The following is an 18,913-nucleotide window of genomic DNA, read 5'->3' on the forward strand; positions in this document are numbered from 1 at the left end:
TATGTCGTAAGTATCAAAATTAATCTGTTTTTTTATTGGAAATGGTATTAAATGGATTTATTATGGAGGAAAAAAGCCGATGAATGAAGTTGCAAAAGAAGACAATGAGATAATTAGATTTGTAATTATGGCTTTTATTTTCTTCTTTTTATATTCATCTAACAAATCAAAAATATAATTAATGAAATTGAAATATCTTTTCGTTCTATTAGTTTTCGCAAGCTGTCAAAAAGAACAAACGAAACCTAAAATAGCTGATTTAAATCATACGCAAATTCCAGAAATAGCTGTTCCAGATACAAAAGAAACCGAAGAACGTTCTCTTAAAACAGATACAATTCTTCTTTCAAACGAAAAAGATGCTGAAGTGACTCATATTTTAGCCAATCTTATCGAGCAAAAAGCAGATAAAGACAGTGTTGTTACTTCAAAATTCAGACTTGACTTTTATCAGAATAAAAACAAAGTAGCGTCTTCAAAAGTTAGTATCAAAAACTACGAAAAAGGTTCTGAATGGAGCGGATCGAACGGTTTAACTTATACTTCAGACAAAAATTCTTCTTTTATAAAAATTGATTTCGGATATCCGGCCTGCGGATATACCTATGAAAATTATTTGTTTTATTTCAAAAACGGCAATTTACAGCTTGTACATGAATGGGAATCCATGTCAGACAGCGGCTGGGGAACCTGGACGGAATTTATGGGTGATGTTTCTGGAAAAGATCCCGAAAATTTTTATTGCAAAATTGTTTCTTATGACCCAACAGATGACGATTCTGAAGATTCGGGAATTGTAACTTATTCTGATTCAACTTCATTTTCACTAAAAGGAAATCATTGCAAAAAGAAATTACTGTCGGCAAAAGACAAACCTTACTTTGAAAAGAAAATGACCTTTAATGAATTTCATCAGCAAGATTAAACTTGTCACAAACAAACTGGACTGAAGTCCAGCCCTACAATATTGTTCGAGCCGTTGGCTCTTTTTTTCTAGTTCTGCAAAAACAATTTATTTGTTAAGTTGCACTTCTGTTCATTTCCATAACATCAAGCTTAATGATAATTCTACATAAAGTTCCGAAGGAACGATTCATTTTGTAGGGCTGGACTTCAGTCCAGTTTAAATATAACATGACAAAAGGGTTTATATAATTGTAAGAAAATTTATATATTTACAACGAATTTTTAATCGTTAATAATATAAAATGTCAAACACCTTTCATCAAGTTTATATACAAGCCGTTTTTGCAGTTAAATACAGAGAAGCACAAATTACAAATGATTGCAAATCTAAAATGTTAAGCGTAATAGGGAATTTAATAAATGAAACTGGCTGCAAAACCATAATAGTAAACGGAACCGAAGATCATGTTCATTGTCTTCTAGCTCTTAAACCAACAATCTCTGTTTCGGATTTGATGAAAGCTGTAAAAGGGAAATCTTCAAAATACATCAATGATCATCAATTGACAAAATGCAAATTTGAATGGCAGGAAGGTTATGGTGTCTTTTCATATAGTAAATCTCACATTGATGCTGTGTATAAATATATTGAAAATCAAGAAGAGCATCATAAAAAGCAAAATTTCAAAGAGGAATATTCTTCTTTTTTAAGCAAACACAATGCTAAATTTGATGAACGATATCTTTTTGAAAATTTAATATGATTCTATAATTGCAAACTCATCAAAACAATTACGTTTCGTCAAATAATCATCCCGTATTAAAACTGGACTGAAGTCCAGGCCTACAATATGGATCGTTCCTTCGGAACTTTATGTAGAGTCATCTCCATCTTTGATGTTATATAAATACATTAAAATACACTCTACAAAATAAATTGTTCCTGAAGAACTAAAAAAAAGAGCCAACGGCTCGAATCATATTGTAGGGCTGGACTTCAGTCCAGTTTAAAATATAAATACAAGCCCCTAATTCAAATTCTTTCTTAGGTAAATAATTTCTAACTTTGTAAAAAAACAAAGAAATGATTGATTTTATATACCAGGATCCTTACCCAATTTTAAAGGATGATACGCAGTACCGCAAAATCACCTCTGATTTTGTAAAAGTGGAACAATTTGGAGAACGCGAAGTTTTAACCGTTGATCCAAAAGGTTTAGAATTACTAGCTGAAGAAGCCTTAACGGATGTTTCGTTTATGCTTAGAACGACACATTTGCAAAAACTAAGAAACATACTTGACGATCCTGAAGCAACAGACAATGATCGTTTTGTAGCTTACAATTTACTTCAAAATGCTTCGGTTGCTGCCGAAGGTCAGTTACCAAGCTGTCAGGATACCGGAACAGCAATTGTAATGGCAAAAAAAGGCGAAAGCATCTTTACGGGTGTTGATGATGCTGAATGGTTAAGCCGTGGTATTTTCAATACATACCAAAAACGCAATTTACGCTATTCTCAAATTGTGCCAATTTCGATGTTTGAAGAGAAAAACTCAGGTTCAAATCTTCCGGCACAAATTGATATATATGCTAAAAAAGGAACTTCATACGAATTCCTATTTATGGCAAAAGGTGGTGGTTCTGCAAATAAAACTTACTTGTATCAACAGACCAAATCTCTATTAAACGATAAATCTATGGATGCTTTTGTGAGAGCAAAAATCAAAGATTTAGGAACTTCGGCTTGTCCTCCTTATCACTTGGCTTTGGTTATTGGTGGAACTTCTGCGGAAGCAAACTTAAGTGCCGTTAAAAAAGCGTCTGCGGGATATTATGATCACTTGCCGACTTCTGGAAATATGGCGGGTCAGGCATTTCGTGATTTAGAATGGGAGGCACGAGTTCAAAAAATCTGTCAGGAAAGTGAAATTGGAGCTCAGTTTGGAGGAAAATATTTCACACATGACGTTCGTGTAATTCGTTTACCGCGTCACGCTGCTTCTTGTCCGGTTGGATTAGGAGTTTCTTGTTCTGCGGATAGAAATATCAAAGGAAAAATCACTAAAGACGGAATCTTCGTTGAACAATTGGAAGTAAATCCAAAACAATTTTTACCAGAAACAGCTCCGCATTTAGAAGCTCCGGTTGAAGTTGATTTAGATCAGCCAATGGCAGATATTTTGGCTAAATTATCTCAATATCCTATCAAAACACGTTTAAAACTAAACGGAACTGTAATTGTTGCCCGTGATATTGCACACGCAAAAATTAAAGAATTATTGGATGCCGGAAAACCAATGCCGGAATATTTTAAAAACCATCCGGTATATTATGCAGGACCTGCAAAAACTCCGGAAGGAATGGCTTCGGGAAGTTTTGGACCGACAACTGCCGGACGTATGGACGTTTATGTAGATGAATTCCAAAAACATGGCGGAAGTATGATTATGCTTGCTAAAGGAAACCGTACTAAACAAGTTACAGATGCTTGTAATAAATATGGCGGATTCTATTTAGGTTCTATTGGAGGTCCCGCTGCTATTTTAGCACAAGACAATATTTTAAAAGTTGAAGTTGTTGATTTTGAAGAATTAGGAATGGAAGCCGTTCGTAAAATCACCGTAAAAGATTTCCCTGCTTTTATTATTACTGATGATAAAGGAAATGATTTCTTTGAAAATTTATAAGTTTTTGCCACAAAGGCACTTAGACACAAAGATTTTTTAAAATAAAAACCGCATCATTGGGCGGTTTTTATTTATGTTTTGCTTAAAAATTTCTTCGCGTCTAAGTGCCTTTTTGGCATTTAAAAACCTAAGCGCTTTTATCTTCTTTTTCAAAAGCTATAAAATGTGATAGCTCTCCTTTCAAATTATAAATTGGAGCTGCATCCATGCTGCATTTATAGCTTCTGCCGTCTTTTTTATAGTTTTGGATGGTTTTCTTAAAAGGTTCTTGCAATTTTATTGCTTCCTGAATTTCTTTTAAAACAGTTTTACAAGTCTCCGGGCCTTGAAACATTTTAGGCGTTTTCCCTAAAATTTCATCTTCTTTATATCCCGTCATTCTTTTGATTCTGTTGGATGCAAAGACGATTTTTAAATCTAAATCAGTAATAAGCACTACTTCGTCTTTGATTCTTTCCTCGATTTTAAGGTTTTTATCGTTCCAGGTAAATTGATTGGAGATTTTATTTACCTTTTTCATGTCGGCAAAAACAGCCTTCAATTCATTTAAATACTCATAATGAAGATCTAAGGCCAAAATAGGCAACCAAGTCCGGTTTGCTGTATCATCAGAGCTATTCTTTTTCATATTAAATGAATTTTAGAAATCTTTTCTCTCAAACTTACTACTAAAGTTACAAAATAAATTACGGGAAAACCTCATTTAGTAAAATTTTACTAAAACTTTTCTAAATTTAAAATGCAAACTTTAGCTGTACAACAACGGCTTTTTTTTCTTCGTTATTTAAATTGTTGAGCGAAATTCCGAGTAAACGAACAGAATCTTTCATTTTTTCCTGATACAGCAGTTCTTCCACAATTTCCATAATCAAGCTTTTATCTGAAATAAAATAAGGCAGTGTTTTACTTCTCGTCTGCTGGGTAAAGTCGCTGTATTTGATTTTAAGCGTAACTGTTTTACCAGAAATATTATGTTTTTTCAATCTTTTTTCTAATGAAACTGCAATTCTTTCCAATTGTTCGAGCATAAAGATTTCTGAAGATAAATTGACATCAAAAGTATGTTCTGCAGCGACAGATTTTGTAATTCGGTGTGATTTCACTTCACTGTTATGAATTCCCCGAACTACTTTATAATAAAAAGTACCTGATTTTCCGAAGTGTTTCTCCAGAAATTCCAGCGATTTACCTTTGAGATCCAGTCCGGTAAAAATTCCGAGCTGGTACATTTTTTCAGTTGTAACTTTTCCAACTCCATAAAATTTTCGGATAGGCAATTCTTCTAAAAAAGGTATAATTTCATCTGGATTTACCGTTTTCTGTCCGTTTGGTTTATTGACATCGCTGGCAATTTTGGCTACAAACTTATTTACAGAAATTCCTGCTGAAGCCGTAAGCCCAACTTCATTTAAAATTCGGAGTCTGATTTCTTTGGCCAATAAACTGGCACTTGGATTTCCTTTTTTATTTTGGGTCACATCGAGATAAGCTTCATCCAGCGAAAGCGGTTCAACTAAATCTGTGTATTCATGAAAGATTTTATGGATTTTAGAAGAAATCTCTTTGTACCGATCAAATCTTGGTCGGACAAAAATAATTTCGGGACAATATTTTTTTGCCAAAACCCCGCTTATTGCACTGCGGACACCAAATTTTCTGGCTTCATAACTTGCGGCCGAAACTACTCCTCTATTTTCTGAACCGCCAACAGCAACAGGTTTTCCGCGTAAAGCAGGATTATCCATTTGCTCTACCGAAGCATAAAAAGCATCCATATCAATATGGATGATTTTTCGATATGTTGGCACATCTGACATTATGCAAATTTAAACAGTAAAGCAATAAAAAGAACGGTGCTATAGTTATAAATAGTATCAATTTTTAAAGATTAACAACTAAATGATTCCAAACGAATCATTTTAATTATTTTTGTAGTTTACTCGAAATATTAAACAATGCGAACATTTGTTATAGGCGACATACACGGAGGATTACTCGCACTTGAGCAAGTGTTGAAAAGAGCCGAAGTTACTACACAAGATACTCTTATATTTTTAGGTGATTATGTTGACGGCTGGAGCCAGTCGGCAGAAGTTATCGACTTTCTTATAGAATTTAAAAAAACGCAAAACTGTATTTTCATTAGAGGAAATCATGATCAGCTGGCTCTTGACTGGCTGGAGAACAGACATGAAGATCTGGATGAAGAAATGTGGTACAAACATGGCGGAAAAGCTACTGTTGAAGGATATTCTAAAATTTCGCCTGAACGAAAAAAAGAACATATCGCTTTTTTTGAATCTCTGAAAGATTATTATCTGGATGATGAAAACCGACTTTTCGTTCATGCCGGATTTACGAATTTAAATGGCGTTGTCTGGGAATACTTTCCAAAATTATTTTATTGGGACAGAACACTTTGGGAATCGGCATTGGCTTTAGACCCAAATTTAAAACCTGATGATTTATATTATCCGAAACGTTTTACGGTTTATAAAGAAATTTATATTGGACATACTCCCGTTACCAGAATTGGAGAAACGGTGCCCATAAATAAAGCATGCGTTTGGAATGTAGATACGGGTGCTGCTTTTAAAGGTCCTTTAACGATTATGAATGTGGATACCAAGGAGTTCTGGCAAAGTGAACCGTTAAATGAATTGTATTCTAACGAAAAAGGTAGGAATTGATATATAAAAATTTAAATTTGCACAGCAAAATAATTAATATTTAAGTTATGAAAAAAGTTATCACATTATTGTTTTTGGTATCATTCGGATTTATTCATGCACAGAAAGCTTTTACTGGAAAAGGTGACATGAGAGTAAACGTAGGTGCTAATCTACAAGATGGAGGTTCAGGAATTCAGGGATCTATTGATTTTGGTTTAGGAGAAAATTTCTCTTTCGGATTTGTTTCCAGTTATTTACTTGGTGTAGATAATTACAATGGTTTCTACCACAACAATCCAACTCCATACAACGATTACAAACCAGAGTTTAAAGATCGTTTTGATGCAAAAGCAAGAATTAATGCTAATTTAAGCAGCGTTATTGGTGTTGAGCAATTAGATGTTTATCCTGGTTTAAATTTAGGTTTACATAATTTTGGCGGGCACATTGGCGGACGTTATTTCTTTACTGACGGATTTGGTGTGTTTTCAGAACTTGCTTTTCCAATTGCAAAATACGGAAGTAACAATGACGTATTCGATCATTTAAACAATCAGGTTACTTTTAGTTTAGGAGCTTCTTTCAATTTGAACTAAGTTTTTAACTGCAACAAGATTGCAATACTTATAAAAAAACCGCTCAATTGAGCGGTTTTTCTTTTTATATGATAATTTCAGCTTATTTGCTAAGTAAAATAGTCCAATCTGCTCCGCTGTAAATTTTATGTTTTGCTGAGAAACTGCCTTGATTTACGGCCAATGAAAAATTCAAAAGGCTGTTAAAATACGTAACGTCTGTTCCAACAGGAACTTCTCCAAAAGTATTTACTAGTTTTAGTTTTCCTTCGTAAGCTTTTTTAGTTCCGTTGAAAATCTGGATTTTAACAAAATCTCCTGCTTTCAAACCAAGATTAGCAAAGGTCTTTTTATCAATATTTGTCCAAACGTTTCCGTATTGAATATCCAAAATTGGAATTCCGCCTTTTATAACGCCGTTTTCAAATACTGGTTTTTGGTAATCAATTTTAACTACTTCGCTTGGTAATTTTGGTCCAACTTCTTCAAAAGTAATTGTTTTTGATGCTAAACGCGCTCCGGTAAAAGCATATACATCACGTCCGTGAAACGTATACGATTCATTTGAGTTTTGGCGACGGTTTTTTACCTCATCAATTTCACGAACTTCCTGAATTCCTAATTGTTCTGCAATTAAAGTCAAAGTTCCGTTATCCGGAGTTACAAAATAATGTCCTGATTTTGTCAATAAAACTACAGAATGTCTTGCAGTACCAACTCCCGGATCACAAACTGAAACAAAAACAGTTCCCGTTGGATAATATTGAGCTGTCTGCGATAAACGATATGCTGCTTCCCAAATATTAAAAGCCGGAATTTCGTGCGTTAAGTCAAATATTTTCAAATCGGTCGAAACACCCATTGCAACACCTTTCATGGCAGAAACTGCTCCATCTTTCAAACCAAAATCTGATTGAAAAACCAATATATTATTTTGCGAAAAACCATTAAATGTTATAGCAAGCAAAAAAAGTAATACTCTTAATTTCATTTTTTCTCTTTTTAAATTTATGCAAAGATATTTCATTAAAACCAAAAATTGACATGCATATCTTAGAAAAAACAAGATTATATAAATTGATTTTAGTTTTTTACAATTACATTTGCATTTTATTCTTTATCCTATATAAATAGTAGGTAATTTATTTTTTGCCTTTCTTTAATTTCAAAACCATTTTATTATGAGAAACCAACTAAAATTTATTATAACACTCGTTCTCACTTTGTCGAGCAGTTTGTTTTTTGCCCAAAATCACGAAATCAGCGGAACCATTACAACCGAAACAGGAATTCCTTTAGAATTTGCTACGATTCTTGTAAAAGATTCTAAAACAAGTACAACAAGCGATGCGCTGGGAAAATTCAAAATATCATCTGCAGTAAATAACCCAACACTTATTGTATCGCTATTTGGCTATCAAACCAGAGAAATTGTGGCCAAAGATCATTTTGTAGATATTCAGCTGGTTTTAGAAAATAATAGTTTAGATGAAATTGTGGTTGTTGGAAGCAGAAACCCAAAGAAAAGCAAATTGGAGACAGCGGTTCCTGTTGACGTTGTGAATTTGGCAAAAATTAGAAATACAACACCGCAGACTACAACAAATGATATTTTAACGTATTTGATTCCGTCTTTTAATTCGAACAGACAATCTTCTGCCGATGGAACAGAACATATTGATCCGGCTTCTCTAAGAGGTTTAGGCCCAGATCAGGTTTTGGTTTTAATTAATGGAAAAAGAAGACACACAACTTCTTTGGTAAATTATCAAAATACCGTTGGAAACGGTTCTGTTGGTACAGATTTGAGTGCGATTCCTGCTTCGGCAATTAAACGAATTGAGGTTTTGCGTGATGGAGCTGCGGCACAATATGGATCTGATGCTATTGCGGGTGTTATAAATTTGGTTTTGAAAGATAATGCAGGTTTAGAAGCAAATGCTACTTATGGCTCAACATCGAGAGATGACGGACAAACTACCAATTTAAACCTGAATTACGGAACAAAAATTGGAAACAAAGGCGGTTTTATCAACTTTACGGGTGAATTTAATGACCGTCAAAAAACGAATCGTTCTCAAAATCATAATCTTATTATTTTTGATCAATCGGCACAAGGCAACTTCTTTGCTTATGAATATGCAGATGATCCGGCTCAATCTCGTCAAATTGATGATAATTTATTAGCTCAAAATGGTTTGAAACGTGATGATTTTAATTTTCAGATTGGTGATGCAAAAATCCAGAACATTCAAGGTTTCTTTAATGCTTCAATTCCGTTAAACGATCAAATTGAGTTTTATGCTTCTGGCGGTGTGAGCCACAGAAAAGGAACGGGTTACGGATTCAGACGTTTACCAAGTGAAACAGAAAGTGTTGTTGCTTCAATATTTCCTTTTGGATTTCAGCCCGAATTAAACTCGGTTGTAACCGATCTTTCTTCTTCTTTTGGTTTCAAATTTAAATTTGGCGAATGGAAACTGGATTTGAGCAATACTATCGGTGAAAACAAATTTGTTTATGATGTTTCAAACACAAACAACTTTTCTTTAGGTGATGCAAGTCCGACAGAATTTAAAGCGGGAAATCATTCTTTTCTTCAAAATACGGTAAATGCAGATATTTCAAGATTGTATAAAGATATTTTCAGCGGATTGAATGTTGCTTTTGGTGCTGAATACCGATATGAAAAATACAAAATTGTTCCCGGCGAAGAAGCTTCTTATATCAACGGCGGCGCACAATCTTTTCCTGGTTTTTCTCCTTTGAATGAAGTAAACGAAGACAGAAACAGTGTAGGCGTTTATGCTGATGTTGAAGCGGATATTACAGATAAATTCTTAGTTGGAATTGCCGGCCGTTATGAAGATTATACTGATTTTGGAAATACGATTAATGGAAAATTATCTTTGAGATATAAAATTTTGGATAATCTTTTTGTTCGTGGAGCCGTTAGTTCTGGTTTTAGAGCGCCTTCTCTGCATCAGCAATATTTTAATAATATCGCAACAGATGTTGTTGACGGGGAACTTTTGAATTCGGGTATTTTTAGAAATGACAGCGAAGTTGCAAAACAGCTTGGAATTCCGAAATTGAAAGAAGAAACTTCAAGAAACTACAGTTTTGGTGTTGTTTTTTCTCCAACAAAACAATTACATATTACAGCTGATTATTATCATATCAGAATTGATAACAGAATCATCTTAACCGGAAATTTAGGAAATGATGCGTATGGAGAACCTGTTCCGGAACTTCGTAATTTGTTTGCTCAATATGGTGCGCAAACGGGGCGTTTTTTTACAAATGCAATTAATACTACTACAAATGGTCTTGATGTGGTTATTGATTATGATTTAAATGCGGGACGTGGTAAATTGAATCTTTCATTATTGTATAATTACAACAACAATCAGGTTGATAATCAATTGAACAATATTCCGTCGATATTTATTGGTCAGGAAGATGTGTATTATGGACCTCAGGAAAGAAGTTTGATTGAATCGAATACACCAAAACATAAAGGAACTTTTGCTGTAAATTACAATATTGACAAATGGAACTTTTTATTAAGAAATACTTATTTTGGTGAAGTTGTTCGTGATGGTTTCCCTTTTGGCGGAATCCAGAGACATAACGGAAAAGTGGTTACTGACTTGACTATTGCTTACAAAATAACTCCAAAGCTTCAGTTTGCTTTGGGTGCGAATAATTTATTTGATGTTTTCCCGGATAAACAAATCTATGAGAACAGTTATTTCGGAGTGTTTAAATATGCACCGGTTCAAATGGGAACTACAGGAGCTTACTATTTCGGAAGAATGAGTTTTAGTTTGTAAGTTTTTAACTCAAAGAGCGCTGAAGTTTTTCGCAAAGTTCGCAGGGATTTTTTAATCTCGCAAAGTCGCAGAGTCGCGAAGTTTTTATTAATTGCCTCCCGCTTTAGCTGGAGGAAGTTTAAGATTTATACACAAAAAGGCTTTAGCCAAACGATTATGTTTGGCTAAAGCCTTTTCCTTTTGATTACTTTTACATCCAGCTAAAGCTGGACGCTATTGAATCTAAAAGAATAAACTTTGCGACTCTGCGACTTTGCGAGATTATTTCTTAAAGCTTAAAAAAAACTTTGTAAACTTTGCGAAAAACCTTAGCGCCCTCTGCGTTAAAAACCTTTAACGGTAAAAAAAGAAAAAAGCCCCGCAAATTGCGAGGCCTTTTATCTACTAATTCGGGTTTTTATTTTTTAGCAAATTTCTTCACGATTTTCTTATCGCCATTATTTAATTCGATAAGATAAATTCCTGTGCTTAATTTACTTACATCAATTGCTCCTGCAACTTGACCTGAACCAAGCTGCTGCCCTAATGTATTTAAGATTTTATATGAATATCCATTTTCTTCTGAAATTGAAACGTTTAATTCGCTTTCAACCGGATTTGGATATACTGCAAAACCAGCTGGTGCAGTAGTTTCAACTAATCCTGCTGTGATTTCTTCTGCAACTGTTCCAGAAGCTGTAATGTTTATAGAGTAATCTTCAACTTGTCCGTAAGAGAAACTTTCACAAGCCGTTGGAACTCCGTTGTATTTCAGAGAAACTCTTAATCTTGTTGTTCCTAAAGCTGCTGTAGCAGGAATTGTGATTGTTGCTGTTACCGGAGTTGTTTTTGATGCTGTTTTTGTCCACACCGTTTCTCCAGAATCTGAGAAATCACCATCTTGGTTATAATCGATGAATACTCCGTATCCTTCATTATAAACAGTTGATGTCCATGTTGGTGTAATTGTTATAGTATAGGCACTTCCTCTAGCTGCATTTGTAGAAATAGCAGTAAAGTTTTCGTAACCTGTTGTTGCTGTAGAAGTATTATTAATCGTTCCAAAAACAACTTTACCAATTCTTTCATCAGTTGCGTCGTTTCCTTGAGATGAACAATATGATACAGAAGTTGTTGTAGTTGTTACGTTTACTGTATTACTCGCTGCAGAAATATTTCCCGCAGCATCTTTAGCTTTTACGCTAAAAGTATAAGCTGTTGAAGGAGTTAATCCAGTTACTGTATATGAAGTTGTAGTTGAAGAACCTTTAAGTGTTGCTCCCTGGTAAATATCATATCCTGTAACGGCAACATTGTCTGTAGAAGCTGTCCAAGTTAAGTTTGTAGTAGTTCCTGTTGTTCCAGAAGCTGCTAAACTAGTTGGTGCAGATGGTGCAATTGTATCAGAACCTCCTCCAGAATATGCGGCTCCAACTCCTACTGCGTAAAACGCATTTGTTGTTGCAATAACTTCTGCAGAACCAGCTCCGTATAAATCAATAGCCGATTGTATTCCGTAAGTTCTTGCGTTAGCATAAGTTGAGTTTGCTCCCAAATAGAAATCTTCTAAACGAAAAGCAATTTTTTCTGCTTTATCAAGAGTGATTCCTGTTACATTGTAAGCGTTTCCAAGATCATTTGTTCCTGATTTACCTACAGATAGAATGTAAAACCAATGATTTAAAACACCAGAGTTTGTGTGTACTCCACATTGGTCGTTATTGTTTGTTGGTGTACAGTTTACGTTTACCCAATATGTTCCTCCATAAGTATCCGGCTGTCCTTCAGCATTTGGATCACTCATAGAACGTAAAGCAACGTGTCCGCTTCTTCTTTCAATATCTTCTCCAACCAGCCAGATTGATTTTGTTGGCGCTGAATGATATTCAATACAGGCTGCCCAAATATCAGAGAAAGCTTCGTTCATTGCTCCTGATTCTTTTTGGTACGCTAAGTTTGCTGTGTAAGTACATACAGCGTGACCAATTTCGTGTCCAGCAACGTCAAGTGAAGTTAAAATATCAAATCCTCCGGTACCGCTTCCATCGCCGTAAGTCATAACGCTTCCATTCCAGAAAGCATTATTATTGCTTGAGTATCCAGCAGCAATTAAATTATAATGCACGTAGCTTTTAATTTTTGCGCCAGCATTGTCAAAACTGTTTCTTCCATGAACAGCTGACCAATAATCGTACGTCATTTCAGCTCCCCAATGTGCATCAAGTGCTCCATTGTCTTTGTTGGTGTTGTTATATTCTATCCAGTTATTATCTGCATCAGAAAAGTTTGTTGTTGGATAAGTTGCTGTTCTCGCAGAATTATAAGTTTGGATTCCTAAACCACGAGTTCCATCCAGTAAGATATAAGATGAACCGTTTAACGTAGTTTGAATGGTCTGCGTTCCGCTGTAACGTGTTGCTGCATTTTCTGCAACGAATGCCATTTTTGAAGCTGTTTCATTCTTTTTAGCTACATCTGAAGTTTTACTTCCATGAACATTATCGTTCAAGTGTTTTATAGTAGCATTATAAAACAATGCTTTTCCAGTTTCGGCATCAATGTAAAGATCTCCACGGCTTAATGGTTTTGTTGCATAGATATCAAATTTATAAGCTAAACGAACTTTGTCGCTTCCTCTTTTTTGACCTTGCTGTTCCATGTCTGGAAGCAGAACCAATTCTCCTTTTGGTTTTTCATAACCCAGTTCGCGGGCGTCTTGCGGTTTATCCCAAAGGTATTCGGTTGCGCGGGTGTAACCCAATGCTTTATTAAAAGCATCTTGTGCAGAAAGTGACGGAGCAAGTTTCACGTTTTCGATGTTATAGAATTCACCGTTCATCGAAACTAATTTTCCATCTTTTGAATGTAAAGTATAATTGGCAAATTCTACTTTAATTCCTTGTTCATACAATTGAAATTTTTCATGCGTGTAACCTTGTTTATCCGATTCTGTTTTAATTTTTGTGAAGGATTGAGAATCTTTTAAACCTAATTGTTCTTTAAAAACCTTTTGCGATTCTGAACTTTTATAACTTGAAAGTTCATTAAACTTAATTAAGTTGGGCTGTCCGTTTTCTGAAACGCTTTTCTCCTCTACACGTTTGTCATCTTTTTGGACTTGTGCAAAGGCAGAAAAAGAAAAACTAAGAACAATTGCGGTCACAATAATCTTTGGTAATTTTTTTTTCATAATAAGTGGGGGTTTTAGTTTGGTTAAAAATAATTTTTGAAATCAATTAAAGTAAGTAAATACTTAAATTTGAGATAAAAGTATTTTAATTTTGTTAGATAATCGATGTAATTTGCCGTTAATCGATAAAATGCAACATTTTTTACGTAAATTTAACTTTTATATAACAAAGCATAAGAATTAAGCAGCAAATATGTGCGAAAATTAATATATCAATTATTTTTAATGTACTGAAATACAGACAAAACAGTTGAAATAGAGCCAAAAAGAAATAAAAAAACCGCCCAAAAGGCGGTTTTTTTATTTCTTATATATGAACAAATGGTTATACTCTGGAAAATTTTCTTTTTAATCTAACAATAAACTCTTTCAAAGTAATATCGTCATCTTCATCTGAATAATCTTCAACTAATTCTGAAATATCCTTTTTTCTTTGAGGAAGAAATAAGAAGAAAATCGAACTATTTGTATCATTTGTTGGTGTACTTGGAAACATAGCCAATAAGTAATAGAAAACCAAAAGTCTAACAAAAACAAAAATCTTTCGAAAACCTTTACTTAAATGATATTGATTGTTTTCTCTGGCTGCTTTAATAGTAAAATAAATCAGCTGAATTATGAAAACAGGTATAAGAAAATCATATAAATATATTAGGCTGTAACTATTAATTAAAAACATTAACAACACTATTATAATCGAAATGGTCATATTTGCTATAAAAAAATAGCTTCCCCATTTAATATCTATCTCAAACTTTTCCAAATGTGTGTTTTTTAGTTCACCACAAATCTAAATAAAAGATTACTTCTTGTTTGCTCTAAAATTATAAAAAAAGAGAATCTTCATGGTTGAAGATTCTCTTTTATATAAATTAATTGGAAGATTAAAATCAGATGTCCATTTCTGGAATTTCACCTTCAATTATCAAATCTGCTTCGGTTGAAGCAACAATGTGCTCAACTGAAATGCCTGGCGCTCGTTCTAAGAGCTTAAAACCTTTTTCTGTTACTTCCAGAACTGCAAGTTCTGTTACAATCTTTTTAACGCATCCTACGCCTGTTAGTGGCAAAGTACATTTTTTTAAGATTTTAGATTCTCCTGCTTTGTTCACATGTATCATCGCAACAATTATATTTTCGGCGGAAGCCACTAAATCCATTGCGCCTCCCATTCCTTTTACCATTTTTCCCGGAATTTTCCAGTTGGCGATATCTCCGTTTTCAGAAACTTCCATTGCGCCCAAAATAGTTAAATCTACTTTTTGGCTTCGGATCATTCCGAAACTAAAAGCCGAATCAAAGAAACTAGCTCCGGGCAATGTTGTAATGGTTTGTTTTCCTGCATTGATAATATCAGCGTCTTCTTCTCCTGCAAAAGGAAAAGGTCCCATTCCTAAAACTCCGTTTTCGCTTTGAAATTCAACGGCAATATCTTCTCGAACATAATTGGCAACCAAAGTTGGAATTCCAATCCCAAGGTTTACAAAATATCGGTCTTTAACTTCTTTTGCGATTCTCTTCGCTATATCTTCTTTTGTTAACATATCTCTAATGTGTCAATTTGGAAATTAGATAATTAGATAATGCAATCTCTGTGCAATCTAATAATTATCTAATTATCACATTTTCTAATTATCAAATTACGCTCTCTGTCTTACGGTGCGCTGCTCAATTCTCTTTTCAAATTTTTCTCCCTGAAAGATACGCTGTACCATAATTCCCGGAATATGAATTTGATTTGGATCCAGAGTTCCAATGGGAACTAGTTCTTCAACCTCAGCAATGGTAATTTTTCCGGCACCAGCCATACAAGCATTAAAGTTTCTGGCTGTTCCTTTAAAAATTAGATTTCCGGCTTCGTCACCTTTCCATGCTTTTACAATCGCAAAGTCGGCTTTGAAAGCTTCTTCCATAATGTGCATTTTTCCGTTGAATTCGCGGGCTTCTTTTCCTTCTGCAACTTCAGTTCCATAACCGGCTGGAGTAAAAAAGGCTGGAATTCCGGCTTGAGCGGCGCGGCATCTTTCTGCTAAAGTTCCTTGCGGCGTTAATTCAACTTCTAATTCTCCCGAAAGCATCTGACGTTCGAACTCTGCATTTTCACCTACATAAGAGGAAATCATTTTTTTAATCTGTTTCTTTTGCAAAAGCAATCCTAAACCAAAATCATCTACACCTGCATTATTTGAAATACAAGTTAAATCTGAAATTTGAGTGTTTACCAATGCTGCAATTGTATTTTCCGGAATTCCGCATAAACCAAATCCACCAAACATAACTGTCATTCCGGTTTCAATTCCTGCAATAGCATCCTGAACATTCTTAACTTTTTTTGTTATCATAACAAACTGTCTTTATTACCGTATATTTTTGATAAAAATAAGATTTTTAGATTGAATTATAACGATTTCGTAAAAAATAAAATTTAAAAATAGTTATTTAATTCTAACACATAGAAACATATCTCGTAGAGATTAAATATTGGTAGAAAATTTATTAATAGTAATATTTTTTGTCCCGTAGGGACTATATATCAAGTTCATCAAGAATCTTAAAAGATGTAGTCCCTACGGGACATCTTCAAAGTTTTGTCACTATTACTCGCTACCGATATTTAACTCCTAACGGAGTATAAACAATATGTTTTTTAATTGCTTGAAAATAAAACCGATTGTATTCTAAAAAAAATCCTCTTGTATTCTTCCATACTTAGAAGATCACAAGAGGATTTATTATTTAAAAAACCGAACTTAAATTATAGTTCAAATTCGTCTGTATTTTGTTCTGTCTGCGTTGTGTCTTTTACAACAGCTGGTCTTTGGTAACAATCTACTTTTATAGAAAGATTTGCCGGACGTTCAAATTCTGATTTTGAGATTTGAAGTCCTTCATCTGCATAACATTTTTTCATAAAGTAGGCCCAAACCGGTAATGCTGCCGTAGCTCCTTGTCCGTAAGTTAAGCTTTTGAAACGTGCCGAACGATCTTCACATCCTACCCAAACTCCAGTTACTAAGTTTGGAACCATTCCCATAAACCAACCATCTGACTGATTTTGTGTTGTTCCTGTTTTACCAGCAATTGGATTTTTGAACATATATGGATATCCTGTCCAGCGGTTATCTCCGCTTCCACCGCCCTGCGTACGTAAACGTGCTCCAGAACCGGTTTCGGTTACACCTTCCAGTAATTTGATTACTGCAAAAGCAATATCTTTATTTAAAACGTCGTGAGATTCCGGAATTGGTTCGTAAATAACCTCACCGCTTTTATTTTCAATTCGGCTTAAAAACTGAGGTTTTACATAAACTCCCTGATTTGCAAATGTGCTGTATGCAGCAACCATATCTTCCACTGTAATATCTACAGCTCCTAATGCGATTGAAGGCTGTACCGGAATTTCAGTTTTTACACCTAATTTTCTAGTCAAATCTACAACGGCTTCCGGACCAGTTCTGTCAATTAATTTTGCAGAAACTGTATTGATAGAGTTTGCTAAACCTTGTTTTAACGTTACCATTCCACGGTATCTGTTATCAGAGTTTCTTGGTTCCCAGTCTTCTGTTACGTGGTGGCGTCCTTTATGAATCATAAATGGCCCGTCAAGAATCGAGTCGCAAGGAGACATATTTAACTCTTCGATAGCGGTTGCATAAACGAAAGGTTTGAATGTAGAACCTACTTGTCTTGCTCCCTGACCTACGTGATCGTATTGGAAATATTTGTAATTGATTCCTCCAACCCAAGCTTTAATGTTACCTGTTTGAGGTTCCATTGCCATTAATCCTGATTGTAAAAAGTGTTTGTAATAACGAATAGAATCTAGCGGCGTCATGATTGTATCACGCTCGCCTTTCCATGTAAACACACGCATTCTTGTTTTTACTTTGAAAGAAGCAATAATATCATCTTCACTTTTATCAGCATCTTTCATTTGAGCCCAACGGTCAGAATTTTTCATGGCCTGCATCATGATTCTTTCTGTCTCTGCTTGTGTAATATTTACGAAAGGCGCATTTTTATTGGTTTTCATTTCAATAAAAAATTGCTGCTGTAAATTTTTCATGTGTTCAGAAACAGCTTCTTCTGCATAAGACTGCATTCTCGAATCGATGGTTGTATAGATTTTCAAACCATCTTTGTAAATATCGTAATCAGATCCGTCTGGTTTTTTGTTTTCTGTAACCCATTTCTTCATGTAATCACGAAGATATTCTCTAAAATAAGTAGCAGTTCCTTCGCGGTGGCTTTCCAATTTGAATTTTAATGCAATTGGTAAAGCTTGTAATCTTTCTTTTTCAGATTCTGTAATCATTTTTGCTTTTGCCATCTGCGAAAGCACAACATTACGACGGTTTTTTACTCCTTCCGGATTTCTAACCGGATTGTATAATCCTGAGTTTTTGAACATTCCAACTAAAATAGCTGATTCATCCATTGTTAAATCTTTTGGATCTTTTGAGAAATAAGTCTGCGCCGCAGAACTTACTCCAACTGAATAATTTCCGAAATCATATACGTTACAGTACATGGCAAGAATTTCGTTCTTTGTATATTGTCTTTCCAGACGAATGGCAATAATCCATTCTTTTATTTTTTGTACAATTCTAAAAGGAAGAAACTTAGAACCTTCTCCGTGAAATAATTGTTTTGCAAGCTGTTGCGTTAATGTACTCGCTCCACCATTTGTTCCTAAACTAGAAACAGCCCTTAAAGTTCCGCGTCCGTCAATTCCGGAATGTTCGTAGAAACGAGCATCTTCGGTAGCGACTAAAGCTTCAACTAAGCTTTTTGGTAAATCAGAGTATTTAAGTTGTGATCTGTTGGTTTTGAAATATTTACCAATTACAACTCCATCTGAAGAAATAATCTCGGTAGCCAAATTAGAATCCGGGTTTTCTAAGTCTTCAAAAGAAGGCATTGAGCCAAATAATCCCCAAGAGGCAAATAAAAAGAAAGCCAGAACTCCTAAAAGTGAATAGGCAAAAATTCGCCAGAATTTCTTTTTGTAATAATTAATATCCTTTACGGTATTGGTTTGATTGTTTTTTTTAGCGGCCATAACT

Annotated in this window: 14 protein-coding genes; 6 read left to right on the top strand and 8 right to left on the bottom strand. The window is 34.6% G+C overall.

Annotated elements, in window-relative coordinates; all coding sequences use genetic code 11:
- Positions 1-181 precede the first annotated feature (181 nt).
- The 3 genes from NLJ00_RS04870 to NLJ00_RS04880 all read left to right on the top strand — a co-directional run bounded on the left by NLJ00_RS04870 (position 182) and on the right by NLJ00_RS04880 (position 3,595).
- Positions 182-925, top strand: a complete 744-nt coding sequence (locus NLJ00_RS04870) for a hypothetical protein (protein WP_256636430.1) — start codon at positions 182-184, stop codon at positions 923-925.
- Positions 926-1,208: 283 nt separating this feature from the next.
- On the top strand, positions 1,209-1,670 hold the full coding sequence (tnpA, locus tag NLJ00_RS04875) for an IS200/IS605 family transposase (protein ID WP_256636431.1): 462 nt from the start codon (positions 1,209-1,211) through the stop codon (positions 1,668-1,670).
- Between the two features lie 320 nt (positions 1,671-1,990).
- Positions 1,991-3,595: a fumarate hydratase gene (locus NLJ00_RS04880; protein ID WP_073485910.1), complete on the top strand. Its 1,605-nt coding sequence runs from the start codon at positions 1,991-1,993 to the stop codon at positions 3,593-3,595.
- 127 nt (positions 3,596-3,722) lie between these two features.
- Here the strand turns inward: NLJ00_RS04880 and NLJ00_RS04885 are convergent, their stop codons facing one another.
- Both NLJ00_RS04885 and dinB read right to left on the bottom strand, forming a co-directional pair.
- Positions 3,723-4,223 carry a PAS domain-containing protein gene (locus tag NLJ00_RS04885; protein ID WP_256636432.1) on the bottom strand — a complete coding sequence of 167 codons (501 nt, stop codon included), beginning with the start codon at positions 4,221-4,223 and terminating at the stop codon, positions 3,723-3,725.
- A gap of 106 nt (positions 4,224-4,329) precedes the next feature.
- Positions 4,330-5,412 carry a DNA polymerase IV gene (dinB, locus tag NLJ00_RS04890; protein WP_256636433.1) on the bottom strand — a complete coding sequence of 361 codons (1,083 nt, stop codon included), beginning with the start codon at positions 5,410-5,412 and terminating at the stop codon, positions 4,330-4,332.
- 138 nt (positions 5,413-5,550) lie between these two features.
- Between dinB and NLJ00_RS04895 the strand changes: the two genes are divergently transcribed.
- Both NLJ00_RS04895 and NLJ00_RS04900 read left to right on the top strand, forming a co-directional pair.
- Positions 5,551-6,285 carry a metallophosphoesterase family protein gene (locus tag NLJ00_RS04895; protein ID WP_053473109.1) on the top strand — a complete coding sequence of 245 codons (735 nt, stop codon included), beginning with the start codon at positions 5,551-5,553 and terminating at the stop codon, positions 6,283-6,285.
- 47 nt (positions 6,286-6,332) lie between these two features.
- Entirely contained in the window at positions 6,333-6,863 is a 531-nt protein-coding gene (locus tag NLJ00_RS04900) for a DUF6646 family protein (RefSeq protein ID WP_256636434.1), read from the top strand.
- A gap of 82 nt (positions 6,864-6,945) precedes the next feature.
- Here NLJ00_RS04900 and NLJ00_RS04905 read toward each other — a convergent pair whose 3' ends face one another.
- Positions 6,946-7,833: an SAM hydrolase/SAM-dependent halogenase family protein gene (locus tag NLJ00_RS04905; RefSeq protein ID WP_256636435.1), complete on the bottom strand. Its 888-nt coding sequence runs from the start codon at positions 7,831-7,833 to the stop codon at positions 6,946-6,948.
- Between the two features lie 190 nt (positions 7,834-8,023).
- Between NLJ00_RS04905 and NLJ00_RS04910 the strand changes: the two genes are divergently transcribed.
- Positions 8,024-10,678 (top strand): TonB-dependent receptor, encoded by a 2,655-nt coding sequence (locus tag NLJ00_RS04910; RefSeq protein WP_256636436.1) that lies wholly within the window; start codon positions 8,024-8,026, stop codon positions 10,676-10,678.
- A 397-nt stretch (positions 10,679-11,075) separates the two neighbouring features.
- Here the strand turns inward: NLJ00_RS04910 and NLJ00_RS04915 are convergent, their stop codons facing one another.
- The 5 genes from NLJ00_RS04915 to NLJ00_RS04935 form a co-directional block, all read right to left on the bottom strand.
- Positions 11,076-13,847, bottom strand: a complete 2,772-nt coding sequence (locus NLJ00_RS04915) for a M4 family metallopeptidase (RefSeq protein ID WP_256636437.1) — start codon at positions 13,845-13,847, stop codon at positions 11,076-11,078.
- A 325-nt stretch (positions 13,848-14,172) separates the two neighbouring features.
- Entirely contained in the window at positions 14,173-14,610 is a 438-nt protein-coding gene (locus NLJ00_RS04920; protein ID WP_256636438.1) for a hypothetical protein, read from the bottom strand.
- A gap of 127 nt (positions 14,611-14,737) precedes the next feature.
- Positions 14,738-15,391, bottom strand: coding sequence for a 3-oxoacid CoA-transferase subunit B (locus NLJ00_RS04925; RefSeq protein ID WP_256636439.1), 654 nt, complete (start codon positions 15,389-15,391; stop codon positions 14,738-14,740).
- Between the two features lie 96 nt (positions 15,392-15,487).
- Entirely contained in the window at positions 15,488-16,189 is a 702-nt protein-coding gene (locus NLJ00_RS04930) for a CoA transferase subunit A (RefSeq protein WP_256636440.1), read from the bottom strand.
- Between the two features lie 413 nt (positions 16,190-16,602).
- Positions 16,603-18,909 carry a penicillin-binding protein 1A gene (locus tag NLJ00_RS04935; RefSeq protein ID WP_256636441.1) on the bottom strand — a complete coding sequence of 769 codons (2,307 nt, stop codon included), beginning with the start codon at positions 18,907-18,909 and terminating at the stop codon, positions 16,603-16,605.
- Positions 18,910-18,913: the final 4 nt, after the last annotated feature.

Origin of the sequence: Flavobacterium panici (assembly GCF_024499525.1) — a bacterium.
Taxonomy (GTDB): Bacteria; Bacteroidota; Bacteroidia; order Flavobacteriales; family Flavobacteriaceae; genus Flavobacterium; species Flavobacterium panici.